Source organism: Streptomyces sp. NPDC042336 (assembly GCF_055581985.1).
In genome coordinates this window covers 104,515-117,165 of the sequence record NZ_JBVJEA010000009.1, presented here as the reverse complement: position 1 = coordinate 117,165, position 12,651 = coordinate 104,515, and the positions used below count along the sequence as shown (strand labels likewise).

Here is a 12,651-nt window from a genome sequence, read left to right as displayed (position 1 = left end):
GGTACATGCGTTCGCACATCACGAAGGCCCGGATTCCTTGTGGAATCCGGGCCTTCGTGGTCGCTCGCACGTAGCTGACGACTTCAGTAGCGGGGACAGGATTTGAACCTGCGACCTCTGGGTTATGAGCCCAGCGAGCTACCGAGCTGCTCCACCCCGCGCCGTTGTGTTCACAACCCTAGCACGGCGCGGGATGGGCTTTGACCAGCCTGAACGCCCGGCGCGAACGCCCGGCGCGAGGCCTGTGGTCAGCCGGTGTCCGATCCTCCCCCGGCATCACCGGTCGGTTTCGCGTCCGGACTGGCCTTGTCGTCCGTGGCCTTGTCACCGCTGTTCTTGTCACCGGTGTTCTCGTCGTCGCCGTTCTTGCCGCCGGCGCTCTGATCGGCCTTGGCCTGTGCGTCCTCGGCCCGCTGGAGCGCTTCCTCAAGGTCCTTCTGCGCCTCGGCGTACGCGGCAAGGTCCTTCTTCTCCAGGGCCTTCTGCCCGGCGTCGAAGGCCTTCTGCGCGTCGCTCAGCGCTTCCCGGACCGTGGGGTTGGTGGACGTCGGCGGTTCCGTCGTGTCGTCCCCCTCGTCCGGTGGCTGCTCGTTCTCGGCGGCCTGGGCTCCGAAGACCTTGTTCAGCGCCGCGTCGAGCGTGTTCTCGAAGGCGGTGTTGCCCCCGTAACTCACCAGGACCTTGCGCAACAAGGGGTACTTGAGGTCGCCGCCGCGTACGTAGACGGGTTCGACGTACAACAGCCCGCCGTCGAGCGGCACCGTCAGCAGGTTGCCGTACTCCACCTCCGAGTCGCCGCCTCTCAGCAGCCTGATGGACTCGGCGATGTCCTGTTCGGAGTTGAACTGGCTCTGCACCTGTTTGGGTCCGTCGACGGTCGTGCTCGTCGGCAGCTTCAGGATTCTGATCTTGCCGTAGTCACTGGTGCCCGCCTCGGCGTCGACCGCCATGAACGCGCTGAGGTTGTCGCGTCCGTTGGGTGTGAACGTCGTCGTCAGCGAGAACGCCTGGGCCTTCTGGTCCGGCATCTTCATGCTCAGGTAGTACGGCGGCACCGCGTCGCCCGACTTGTTGGTCGGGTCGTCCGGCACCTGCCACACCTCGCTGCCGCTGAGGAAGGTGTTGGCGTCCTTCACGTGGTAGCGCGTGAGCAGCTCGCGCTGGACCTTGAACAGGTCCTGCGGATAGCGCAGGTGCGCCATTAGCTCCTTGGAGATCTCGCTCTTGTCCTGCACCGTGTCCGGGAACGCCTTCATCCAGGTCTTCAGGATCGGATCCTGGGTGTCCCACTGGTAGAGCTTCACGTCACCGCTGTACGCGTCGACGGTCGCCTTCACGGAATTGCGGATGTAGTTGACCTGGTTCTGCTGGGCCACCACCGCCCGCGAGTTGTTGTTGGCGGTCAGCGAGTCCGCGGTGGTGTCGCCGAGCGTCGTACGGGAGGCGTACGGATAGCCGTTGGTCGTCGTGTAGGCGTCGACGATCCACTGGATACGGCCGTCCACCACCGCCGGATAGGCGTCGCCGTCGATGGTCAGCCAGGGCGCGACCGCCTCGACGCGCTCCTTGGGCGTTCGGTTGTACAGGATCCGCGAGCCGTCGCCGATGGCACCGGAGTAGAGGATCTGCGGCTCGCTGAACGCGGCCGCGTACGCCGCCCGGTTGATCGGGCTGGACAGGTCGACCCCGCCGTCGCCCTTGTAGCTGAACGTCTTCTCCCCAGTGTCGTCGGAGTAGTCGATCTCCTTCTGGGGACCGCCGACGATCGAGTAGGTGGTGGTCTTCTCGCCGTAGTAGACGCGCTGCTCGTACGTGCCAAGGTCGCCCTCGGACGGCAGGTTGGACTCGGTGAAGACCGGGCGCCCCTCGGAGTCGACCTGGGTGCCCTTCGCCGCGACCACGCCGTAGCCGTGGGTGTAGCGGAAGTGGTTGTTGATCCAGTTCTTCTTCGGGATGCCCGCCAGGTTCAGCTCGCGCAGACCGATGACCGTGTCCTGGTCCTTGCCGTCCTTGGCGTAGCGGTCGACGTCCAGGTTGGTCGGGAACGCGTAGTAGTTACGCATCTGCTGGAGCTGCTGGAACGTCGGTGAGATGATGTTGGGGTCCATGATCCGGACGGACGCGGCGGCGTCCGCGTCGTCACGGAGCTTGGTCTTGTCCTTGGTCTCGCTCTTGCCCGGGTACTCGGTGACCTGGGTGCCCTCGATGCCGTAGGCGTCGCGCGTGGCCGCGAGGTTCTTCTCGACGTACGGCGCCTCCTTGGCCTGCTCGTTGGGCTGGACCTGGAACTTCTGGACCAGCGCCGGGTACAGGCCGCCGATGAGGATCGCGGAGAGCACCATCAGGCCGAAGCCGATCACGGGCAGCTGCCAGGTGCGCCGCCACAGGGTGGCGAAGAACAGCAGGGCGCAGATGACCGCGATGCAGAACAGGATCGTCTTGGCCGGCAGGTAGGCGTTGGCGTCGACGTACCTGAGGCCCGTCCAGTTGTCGGTCGCCTTGAAGTCGCTGGACTTCACCGCGAGGCCGTACCGGTCGAGCCAGTAGGCGACCGCCTTGAGGGCGACGAAGACGCCGATGAGCACCGAGAGGTGCCCGGTGGCCGCCGCCGTGGCGCGCGCGCCGGGGCTGGTGACGCGGAGCCCGCCGTACAGGTAGTGGGTGAGCGCGGCGGCGATCACGGAGATGATCACGGCTGCGAAGCCGAAGCCCAGCAGGAACCGGTACCAGGGCAGGTCGAAGGCGTAGAAGGAGACGTCCAGCTTGAACTGGGGGTCCTTCTGCCCGAAGGGCACGCCGTTGACCCACATCAGCCAGGTCCGCCACTGGCCGGACGCCGAGGCGCCGGCGATCAGGCCGACCAGGGCGGTGATGCCGAGCAGCAGCCACTTCTTGTACGGGGCGATGCCCATCCGGTACCGGTCGAGGTTCTGCTGCTCCATCGACATGGCGCTCAGCGGCGGGCGCAGGCGGTGGGCCAACCAGATGTTGAACCCGACGGCGAGCGCCATCAGCAGGCCGAAGACGAAGAAGAGCCCGATCTTGGTCCACAGGGTCGTCGTGAACACCGACGAGTAGTGGACCGACCGGTACCAGAGCCAGTCCGTCCAGAATCCCGCGAACATGGTGAACGCCATGGCGAGCACGGCCAGGACACCAAGTGTCAGCAGCAGGGTTCGGACACGCCGGGACGGGCGGCCCACTCTGATCCGCGGCCCCGTCGGGGGGCCTCCGCCGCGGTCCGGCATCTGGAAAGCCAAGGTGCGCACCTCGAAGTTCGCTGTTGATCCGTCAGGCCCTCGGGTTCGCGGGCCCCCCGTGCGCCCCCGTGATCGCGGGCACACACTTATGCAACTTACTCATCGTTTACTCGGTTCCCGATTCGGGCCATGAACGAGGCAGGATTGTGACCATGTCCAACACCCCCATGGCAGCGAGCCCCCTCACCCGGGCCGTACTCGAGATCGACGAGTACGTCTCCGGCCTCGGCTGGGACCAGCCCGCACGCCTCTTCGCACTTGTCGACACCGCACGGCTGAAGGCCGACCAGCCCTCCCTCGCGGACCGGCTCGGTCTGCAGGACGAGCCGGAGACCTCCGGCCTGACCCCGATCGAGCAGGACGAGATTCCAACGGACCAGGCGCTCGACGAGTTCCTGGGCACCATCGCCTGGCCCGACGCCGTGGCCGGCTGCGCACTCGTCGTGGAGCGCCTGATGCTGCCGCCCTCGGCCGAGGCACAGGTGCCCTCGGGTCTCAACGAGGCGAAGCTCGCGCAGTGGGTGGCGGAGCACCCGGACCGGCAGGAGGTCCGCATGACGGTCGGCGTCCTGCGCGACGGCGCCCGCGACTCGGCCCTGCGGCTGCGGGAGAAGGACACGGCCACGGAGGTCCTCACGGGCTCCGACCTGGTGCCGGGTCTGGCCGAGGCGCTGACGGCGACCTTCGAGGAGTAGCCCCACCGGACGCCGGCCGCCGGCGCGGCTGCGCGGGTGGGTCAGCCCTGCGTGCACTTCGGCAGGTCGGCGGTCTTTCCGGAACGGATGTCCTTCAGCGCGCCGAGGGCGTCGTCGATGGTGTCGACCTTCACCAGGGTGAGCCCGTCGGGGGTGTCCGCGGCGGCCGCCGCGCAGTTGTCCGCGGGCGTCAGGAAGTACTGGGCGCCCTTGTCGTGCGCGCCGATCGTCTTCATGCCGATGCCGCCGATCGGGCCGACCTTGCCGTTGTCGTCGATCGTCCCGGTGCCGGCGACGAACTTGCCGCCGGTGAGGTCGCCGGGGGTCAGCTTGTCGTAGATGCCGAGGGCGAACATCAGACCGGCGCTCGGGCCGCCGACGTCGGCCAGCTTGATGTCGATGTCGAACGGGAACGTGTGGTCGGTTCCGGCGGAGATCCCGACGACGGCACGCTTCTCGCCGGCGTCGTCGGAGGTCTCGGTGGTGATCGTGACCTTCCGCGTCTTCGTCGCCGTCCGGCGCTCCTTCTCCGCGGCGGCCTGCTCCTTGGCGGGCACGATCGTGAAGACGGCGTCCTCGCCCGGCTCGTGCTTGGTCACCAGCTCGGCGACGTCCGTGGGCTTCTTGACGGTCGTGCCGTCCACGGCCTTGATCACGTCACCGGCGTGCAGCCTGCCCTCGGACGGGGAGTCCTTGACGACCGTGGAGACGACCACCCAGGACTTCACCGGGATGTCGAGCGCCTTCAGGGCGGCCACCTTCGCGGTCTCCTGGGACTGGCTGAACTCCTCCGCGTTCTCCTGGGTGGCCTCTTCCTCGGTCTTGCCGTCCGGGTAGAGCGTGTCGTGCGGCACCACGCTGTTGTCGTGCGCCAGCCAGCCGTAGACGGCCTCCACGAGGTTCATCTTGTACTCGGCGCTGGTGACCCGGACGGTGGTCATGTTCAGATGCCCGCTCGCCTCGTAGGTCTTGTGACCGGAGATCTGGAGCACCGGCTCACCGTCGTGGTCCCCCAGGGTGTTCACCGTCGGCCCGGGTGACATCTCCGAGTACGGCACGGGGATGAACACACCCGCGCACAGGAGCGCGATCAGCATCAGGGTGGAGGCGAGCATCGTCGCGGTGCGGCGTGGCATGGCACGACAGTACGGGACGCGGCTGTCGGAACACCGTCAGGGCGGGGGCCCTTCAGGCGTCCGTTCAGGCACCCGTGCGGGGCTTCTCCATGGCCTCACGGAACCGGGCGTACCCGTCCAGTTCGGGACCGTCGCTCCGTGCCTTGCGGGTCCGGTTGGCCCAACTGCCCCACAGGCCCGCACCGACAGCGGCCACCAGCGGAATGAGCAACCAGGCAAGCGCTGCCATGCCGACCTCCCAACCCCATGAGCGTCCGCGACTGACTGATCAGCAGATTAACCATTCGCAGTGACAACGCTCACGCCGGGGGGCGGGTTACGCAACCGGAGCCACGGGCGCGACGCCGCGTCCGCCACCAGGGCGAAGGCGTTAGGCGCCCACCCATTCCTCGGTGCCGTCGGAGAACGTCTGGTGCTTCCAGATGGGCACCTCGTGCTTCAGGTCGTCGATCAGCTTCCGGCAGGCGTCGAAGGCCTCGCCCCGGTGCGGGCAGGACACGGCGACGACCACCGCGAGGTCCCCGACCTCCAGGTCCCCCACACGGTGCAGCGCCGCGAGCGCCCGTACGGGGTACTCCGCGACGACCTTCTCGGCGATCCGCCGCATCTCGGCCTCGGCGCTCGGGTGGCACGAGTACCCGAGCCGGTCGACGTCGGTGCCCCCGTCGTGGTTGCGCACGGTCCCCACGAACAGCGCGGTACCGCCCGACGCGTCGTCCCCGACCGCGCGGAAGACCTCGTCCACGGACAGGGGCGTCTCGCGGATGCCGATCAGCTTGACGGGGTCCGCTGCGGCCAGCTCACCGGGGTGGTCGTTCGTGGTTGCCATACGCCCATCGTGCCCCACGGCACGGACAGCGCGGAATAGCGTGATCGCCCGGCACGCGCGCGTGGGGCGTTGGAGTCTCCTACGGAGACCGCCGGCCTACCGGTGCCCCTCAGATGCGGCGCCGGGCCTTGCGCGCGCGACGCACCACCGCGGCCGCGCCCAGCAGCGCCACCGTCGCGCCCGCGGCCCCCGCCGCCGTCGCGTCCTTGCGCCCCAGGCGCCGGCCGGCGACCGTGTGCCGCCCCGAGACCTCCTCCAGCAGCTCCGCCAGGACTTCCTCGTTCGTGTGCTTGGGACGCCATCCGGCATCGTGCAGACGGCTGCCGCTCACGACCCAGGGGTACATCGTGTACGCCAGGTCCCCCGCGGGGGAGGGCGTCAGTCCGATCCGGTGCAGCCGGGCCGCCGCGCCGAGCGCGACCGCGGAGGGCAGCTCCATGCGCCGGATGCCGCTGAGCTCCTCGACCTCCTCCTGCTCCAGCCAGCCGTCGCACCCGACGGCGAGCTCACCGTCGGCCTTCTCCAGGACGGCGTACTCCAGGGCGCTGCACAGGTCGTCGACGTGGCAGAACTGCCAGGCGGGCCGCGAGCCTGCCACGACCAGCAGCCGGGGCGACTCGAAGTACCTGGTCAGCGCGGTGTCCATGCCTCCGACCAGCACGGCGGGCCGCACCACGGTCACGTTCAGGCCGGGATGCGCCCGGGGGGCGCGCCGGGCGAGCCGCTCGATCTCCAGCAGGTCCCCGACGCCCGTGGCCTCGGCCGTGGCGCGCAGCTCGGCGTCCTCGGACAGCGGCAGCTCATTGTCCGGGAGGGCGCCGTAGACCATCGCGGAGGTGCACAGCACCACCCGGTGCACGCCGGCCGCCGCCGCGGCGGTCAGCACGGTCTGCGTCCCCCGGACGTTGTAAGCCGTACGCGCGGCCGCGTCGGTCTCCAGGTCGAGGTCGAGCGCCAGGTGCACCACGACGTCCGCACCACGCAGTTTCTCGGCGATGGCCGGGTCCCGTACGTCCAGGATCTGCCACTGCGCCGCCTCGCACCCCCCGCGCCGTTCGTCGATGGCCACGACCTGTCTGACCTCGTCGGACGCGGCGAGCCGCGCGGTGAGCAGGGCCCCGACCCCGGACGCGGCACCGGTGACCGCGACGACGGGTCCGCGCGCGGGGCGGGCGGAACTGGTTGACTGGTTTCGCGCTGCGCGAACCTGCGGATCTGGGGAACTCACCGGGCGTCTCCAGAGGTTGTCTTCAGTACGAGCGCTAGCGACGCGTGCGTACCAGGTGGCATCCATCCTGCCGCAGGCCGTCAGTCGGCGAAGCACCGAGGCCCGAACGGCTTCGGGTGTCTACGCTGGGTGGTGAAGTCGGGCAGCCGTGCCGCCGGAAAGAACCGGCGGCCTTACCAGCCGAGGAACCCCGTGAGTGACACCCCATTCGGATTCGGCCTTCCGCCGGAGGAGCCGGACGACGGCGACGAAGGCAAGAAGAAGGACCAGCAGAGCGGCGGGGGGCAGGGACCGGCCAACCCGTTCGGTTTCGGGATGTCCGGAGCCGGAGGCCTGGGCGGCCCCGGCGCGGACAACCCGTTCGCTGCCATGTTCGGTTCCATGAACCCCAACGACCTGGGCGCCGCGTTCCAGCAGCTGGGCCAGATGCTCTCCTACGAGGGCGGCCCGGTGAACTGGGACATGGCCAAGCAGATCGCCCGCCAGACGGTCTCCCAGGGCACCCCTGACGGCCGCAAGGACGCCAGCGTCGGTCCCGCCGAGCGCAATGCCGTGCAGGAGGCCGTGCGCCTGGCCGACCTGTGGCTGGACGACGCGACGGCCCTGCCGTCGGGCGCGGGCACCGCCGTGGCCTGGAGCCGCGCGGAGTGGGTCGAGGCGACCCTGCCCGCCTGGCGCGAGCTGGTCGACCCGGTCGCCGAGCGCGTCGGCAACGCCATGGGCGACGTCCTGCCGGAGGAGATGCAGGCCATGGCCGGCCCGCTGATCGGCATGATGCGGTCCATGGGCGGCGCGATGTTCGGCACGCAGATCGGGCAGGCCGTCGGCGTGCTCGCCGGCGAGGTCGTCGGCTCGACCGACGTGGGCCTGCCGCTCGGCCCGGCCGGCAAGGCCGCGCTGCTCCCCGGCAACATCGAGTCGTTCGGCAAGGACCTCGGCGTGCCGCAGGAGGAGGTGCGGCTGTACCTGGCCCTGCGCGAGGCCGCCCACCAGCGCCTCTTCGCGCACGTGCCCTGGCTGCGCTCGCACCTGTTCGGCGCCGTCGAGGGCTACGCCCGTGGCATCAAGGTCGACACCGCCAAGCTGGAGGACGTGGTCGGCCAGTTCGACCCGCAGAACCCCGAGCAGTTGCAGGAGGCTCTCCAGCAGGGCATGTTCCAGCCGGAGGACACCCCGGAGCAGAAGGCGGCCCTGGCCCGTCTGGAGACGGCCCTGGCGCTCGTCGAGGGCTGGGTGGACGCGGTGGTGCACACCGCCGCCAAGCCGCGCCTGTCCTCCGCCGACGCGCTGCGCGAGACGCTGCGCCGCCGTCGCGCCTCGGGCGGTCCCGCGGAGCAGACGTTCGCGACGCTGATCGGCCTGGAGCTGCGTCCGCGCCGGCTGCGCGACGCCTCCCGGCTGTGGGCGTCCCTGACGGACGCGCGCGGTGTCGACGGCCGGGACGGCCTGTGGGCCCACCCGGACATGCTGCCGACCGCTACCGACCTGGACGACCCGGACGGCTTCGTGCACCGCGAGCAGCTGGACTTCTCCGAGCTGGACAAGATGCTCGGCGAGGCGGCGGGCAAGCCGGACCTGAAGAAGAAGGACCAGGGCGAGAGCCGGGACGACGGCCGGGACGAGACCAAGGGCGACGACGGCGAGTGAGCCTCCACGACGACGCGGTCCTGGTCCTGAAGGCGTACGAGGGCCAGGACGAGCTGCGTCAGGTCTACCTGGACCATCTCGCGACACATCCCGACGGGATGTGGAAGGCCTGCGCCGACGGGCACGTCACGGCGAGCGCCATGGTGATCGACCCCTCGCGCGAGCGGGTTCTGCTGACCCTGCACAAGAAGCTGCGCATGTGGCTGCAGATGGGCGGTCACTGCGAACCGGCCGACGAGACGCTGGCCCGGGCGGCCCTGCGCGAGGGCACGGAGGAGTCGGGCATCGCCGGACTGACCCTGCTGTCCGGCGGCCCCGTGCGGCTGGACCGCCACCACACACCCTGTGCCTGGCACCTGGACGTCCAGTACGCGGCCGTGGCTCCCGAGGGGGCCGTGGAAGCAATCAGCGACGAGTCCCTCGACCTGCGTTGGTTCCCGTACACCGAGGTCGCGGACGTGGCCGACGAGTCGGTCGTGCGCCTGCTGGAGGCGACCCGCGCGCGCCTGTGACCGGTAAGGGGTGACCGCCCTGGCGATCACCCCTTACCGAACTGCGGCCGTGCGGGCGCTCAGCTCCAGACGTTGCCCTGGTTCTGACCGCGGGCCCCGTGCTGCCCCATGCCGTACTGCGCGGCGACCCCCTGCCCGACCTGGGCGTTCTGCGGCGGCAGCAGCTCGCTGGGCTGGACGAGCGCGAAGCCGCTGCCCATGAAGCTCAGCTCCCAGCCCTCGCCGGTGTTGCCGCGGCGCCGCCACACCCCGGAGGAGTGCGTCTGGGCCTGCATCTGCACACGCAGGCCGGTGGACCAGGCGACGATCGCGTCGGCGTCGCAGTTGACGTACTTGTCGGGCGTCACCTGCAAGAACAGCGGGGAACCCGACGTGATCAGGGCGACCTTCCCCCGCCCGGTGATGTTGAGCTGGTACTTGCCCGAGCCGGAGATGCCGTACAGGCTGTCCACCGCGATGACCTCGTGGTGCAGGGACGAGTCCATCGCGAGCACATAGCTGCTGTCGACGGTGAGTCCGTCCTGGTCGACGTCCACCACGTGGACGCACTGGGCGAGGTTGCCGAAGTAGACCGTGCCCTGCCCGTGGCAGCGCATCAGGTCCAGGCCCTCGCCGGTGTGCGCACGCGAGCGCGACTGGCTGTTGCTCTGGTACTCGGCGTCGAACTCGACGAGCCCCTGGTAGGCGACCATCGTGCCCTTGCGGGCGAGCACGTCGTCGTGACCCGTCAGGGCGACCCGGAGCATGTGCTTGTTCTGCAGGCTCCAGGCTTCCTGGGTCTGCTGGTCGTTGTAGGCGAAAATCGGGCTCTGCATGATGTTCTGGCTCCCCCTCAGCCCCGGACCCGGAGGCGGTCGGTGCTGTCCTCGCTGGGCTGGACGACGACGATGCCCTGACCGGAGAAGGCCATCTGGAAGGCCTCGCCGCTGCCGCGGCCGATCAGGGACTGCGCCTTGAAGCTGCGCTTGCCCTTCACCTTGAGGTTCGGGGACCAGGCGACGAGCGCGTCGGGGTCGACGTAGGTCTCGTCCTCGCCGCCGCCGCAGTCGACCACGATCGGCTTGCCCCGGGAGGTGAGCGCGACCCAGCCCTGTCCGGAGATCTTGGTGTTCCACAGGCCCTGCCCGGCGAACTTCGCCAGGCCCTTGACCCGCTCCACGCCCCAGGTGAGGTGGGCGTCGAAGGCGAGGAGGTTGGTGGCGTTGACGGAGATCCCGTCGCCGTTGAGGTTGATGACGACGACGTTGGCTCCGTAGTCGGCGAGGTAGAGCAGTCCGTCGCCGGAGCACTTCATCAGGGGCGCGCCCTCGCCGGTCATCCAGTCCTTGGCGATCTGCCGGACGGCCGGCGGGTTCGGCTCGTACTGGACGAAGCCCTCGTAGGCGACCATCGAGCCCACGCGCGCGAGGAGGTCGTTTCCGGTCTGCATGGCGACCTTCAGCATGTGGTTGCCGTGGTTCTCCATGCGGGCGCCGACGGGTGCGGGAGCGTAGCCCGCGAGCGGCTGGTTCATGTCGGGCTCTCCCTCAGATCTCGTACGGCTGGACGACGACGAAGCTGCCGGGCGCCGCCCGGAACTGCAGGTTGACGCTCTCGCCGGTGTCGCCCGCATAGGCGTTGCGGCGCATCCGCACCTGGCTGGAGACGACCACCTGGGCGGCGGCGGACCAGGCGACGACGGCGTTGCAGTCGGCGAAGGTCGTGGGCGTGACCGGCAGCACCACGGGCACACCGCGTGTCTTCACGACGATCGTGCCGGTGCCCTGGAACTGCATGGTGAACAGCGCGCCGCCCGGAATGCCGTGCCCCTCGATGCGGCGGACCTCGTACTGGAGGCTCTCGTCGAAGGCCAGGACGTTCTCCGCGGAGACGCACACGGCGTCGCCCTGGAGCTCGATGGGGTGCAGCATCGCGGAGTTGTCCGCGAGGAAGACCTGTCCCTTGCCGGTGCAGCGCATCAGCTGCATCTCCTGACCGGTCGCGTTGCCCACGACCCGGCCGGCGAATCCGGCGCCCTTGTAGCTGAAGTCGACCTTGCCCTGGTAGAGCACCATGCTGCCCTGCCGGGCGAGCACGGGCTGGCCCTCCGCCCCGAGGTCGACGCGGACCAGCTTCTTGTTCTGCTGCGTCCAGCGCTGCCCGGGCGCGGTCTCCCGGAACTGCTGGAGCGCCGCGGTCACACCGGCGCCCTGCGGCGCTCCCTGGGGCATGCCCTGCGGTGCGCCCTGGGGCGGCTGCTGGCCGTAGCCCGGCGGGGGCGTCGGCTGTCCGTAGCCCGGGGGCGGGGCCGGCTGGCCGTAGCCGGGAGGCGCGGTCGGCTGCCCGTATCCAGGCGGCGGGGCCGGAGCCTGGGGGGCCTGGGGCTGGCCGTAGCCGGGGGGCGGCGGCGCGGTCTGGCCGGGGACCTGGCCGTACGGCGGCTGCTGACCTGGCTGGCCGTACGGCGCGGGCGCCGGGGCGGGGGGCGGCACCGGGGCACCGCCGGGCGGCGTGTTCATGGGCGCGACGATGGTCTGCGCGGCATGCACGTCCGGGCCGGGCGCCGGTGCGGGGGCCGGTGGCGGCGTGGCGGCGGGCGGCGGAGCGAAGCCCTGCGGGGTGGGCTGCGGCACGGGAGCCGGGGCCGGCGCGGACGCGGCGGGCGCGCCGAAGGCGGGCGGCGCCGAGGCCTGGGCGGGCGGGGCGAAGCCCGGGGCGGCGCCGGACTGCGGCTGCTGGGCCTGCTGCGGGGCGGGCGCCTCGTCCTCGGCCACCTCACCGCCGAAGTTCCTCAGCAGCGCGTCGAGACCGCCGTCGAAGCCCTGTCCCACGGCGGCGAACCGCCACACGTCCTTGAGGTAGAAGTCGCCCAGCATCACGGCGCGCTCGGTGGAGAACTCGGAGCCGCTGAACGGGTACCGGGCCACCTCCTCGCCGCCCGCGACGATCCGGATGTACCCGGGACCCACCTGCGACATCTGTCCCGCGCCGTCGATCGTCGCGGTGAAGGACAGCTTCTGGATCTGCTGCGGGATCCGGTCCAGGGTGACCCGGAAGGACTCCGTGTCACCCGCCTGCGCACCCAGGAGCTGGATGGACTCCTCCGGGGTCTTCGGTTGGTTGAAGAAGACGAAGTACCGGTCGTCCGACAACCGCTCGTCGGCGTCGAGACCGAAGCAGCTGATGTCGAAGCTCAGCCCGGGGCCGGAGATCTGCACGCCTACGTACAGATCCGTGCCCGCGGTGAGGTCACTGATCCTGGCCTTGTGGCCGCGTTGAAATTCCCTGGCCATGCGTTACGACCGTCCCCCATCCGAATGTGAGTGCGTCGCGACAGGCTAACGGCAAACACGGACACCGGAGGA

11 protein-coding genes and 1 tRNA gene are annotated in these 12,651 nt (G+C 70.1%); 3 read left to right on the top strand and 9 right to left on the bottom strand.

The window, feature by feature from the left end:
* Positions 1-87 precede the first annotated feature (87 nt).
* Together ACZ6IM_RS20730 and ACZ6IM_RS20725 are read right to left on the bottom strand one after the other, a co-directional pair.
* Positions 88-161 (bottom strand) — tRNA-Met (locus ACZ6IM_RS20730).
* 87 nt (positions 162-248) lie between these two features.
* Positions 249-3,248 (bottom strand): UPF0182 family protein, encoded by a 3,000-nt coding sequence (locus tag ACZ6IM_RS20725; protein WP_052840787.1) that lies wholly within the window; start codon positions 3,246-3,248, stop codon positions 249-251.
* 164 nt (positions 3,249-3,412) lie between these two features.
* Here ACZ6IM_RS20725 and ACZ6IM_RS20720 point away from each other — a divergent pair, with 164 nt between their 5' ends.
* Positions 3,413-3,955: a PPA1309 family protein gene (locus ACZ6IM_RS20720; RefSeq protein WP_052840788.1), complete on the top strand. Its 543-nt coding sequence runs from the start codon at positions 3,413-3,415 to the stop codon at positions 3,953-3,955.
* 41 nt (positions 3,956-3,996) lie between these two features.
* Here the strand turns inward: ACZ6IM_RS20720 and ACZ6IM_RS20715 are convergent, their stop codons facing one another.
* From ACZ6IM_RS20715 to ACZ6IM_RS20700, 4 genes are all read right to left on the bottom strand, one after another.
* Positions 3,997-5,091, bottom strand: a complete 1,095-nt coding sequence (locus tag ACZ6IM_RS20715) for a YlbL family protein (protein WP_469558059.1) — start codon at positions 5,089-5,091, stop codon at positions 3,997-3,999.
* A gap of 64 nt (positions 5,092-5,155) precedes the next feature.
* Positions 5,156-5,320, bottom strand: coding sequence for a hypothetical protein (locus tag ACZ6IM_RS20710; protein WP_007444545.1), 165 nt, complete (start codon positions 5,318-5,320; stop codon positions 5,156-5,158).
* A gap of 141 nt (positions 5,321-5,461) precedes the next feature.
* Positions 5,462-5,920 carry a molybdenum cofactor biosynthesis protein MoaE gene (locus tag ACZ6IM_RS20705; protein ID WP_052840790.1) on the bottom strand — a complete coding sequence of 153 codons (459 nt, stop codon included), beginning with the start codon at positions 5,918-5,920 and terminating at the stop codon, positions 5,462-5,464.
* Positions 5,921-6,029: 109 nt separating this feature from the next.
* Positions 6,030-7,148 (bottom strand): SDR family oxidoreductase, encoded by a 1,119-nt coding sequence (locus tag ACZ6IM_RS20700; RefSeq protein WP_469558056.1) that lies wholly within the window; start codon positions 7,146-7,148, stop codon positions 6,030-6,032.
* Positions 7,149-7,340: 192 nt separating this feature from the next.
* Between ACZ6IM_RS20700 and ACZ6IM_RS20695 the strand changes: the two genes are divergently transcribed.
* Together ACZ6IM_RS20695 and ACZ6IM_RS20690 are read left to right on the top strand one after the other, a co-directional pair.
* Positions 7,341-8,795, top strand: a complete 1,455-nt coding sequence (locus ACZ6IM_RS20695; protein WP_052840792.1) for a zinc-dependent metalloprotease — start codon at positions 7,341-7,343, stop codon at positions 8,793-8,795.
* Positions 8,792-9,307, top strand: a complete 516-nt coding sequence (locus ACZ6IM_RS20690) for an NUDIX hydrolase (protein ID WP_052840793.1) — start codon at positions 8,792-8,794, stop codon at positions 9,305-9,307. The genes ACZ6IM_RS20695 and ACZ6IM_RS20690 overlap by 4 nt, the downstream gene beginning before the upstream one ends.
* A gap of 59 nt (positions 9,308-9,366) precedes the next feature.
* Here ACZ6IM_RS20690 and ACZ6IM_RS20685 read toward each other — a convergent pair whose 3' ends face one another.
* The 3 genes from ACZ6IM_RS20685 to ACZ6IM_RS20675 are packed head-to-tail and all read right to left on the bottom strand — an operon-like array spanning position 9,367 to position 12,579.
* Positions 9,367-10,122 (bottom strand): AIM24 family protein, encoded by a 756-nt coding sequence (locus ACZ6IM_RS20685; protein WP_052840794.1) that lies wholly within the window; start codon positions 10,120-10,122, stop codon positions 9,367-9,369.
* 17 nt (positions 10,123-10,139) lie between these two features.
* A complete protein-coding gene (locus ACZ6IM_RS20680) occupies positions 10,140-10,820 on the bottom strand; it encodes an AIM24 family protein (RefSeq protein ID WP_052840795.1) in 681 nt (226 codons plus the stop codon).
* A gap of 13 nt (positions 10,821-10,833) precedes the next feature.
* Positions 10,834-12,579, bottom strand: a complete 1,746-nt coding sequence (locus ACZ6IM_RS20675; RefSeq protein ID WP_469558050.1) for a TerD family protein — start codon at positions 12,577-12,579, stop codon at positions 10,834-10,836.
* Positions 12,580-12,651 lie beyond the last annotated feature (72 nt).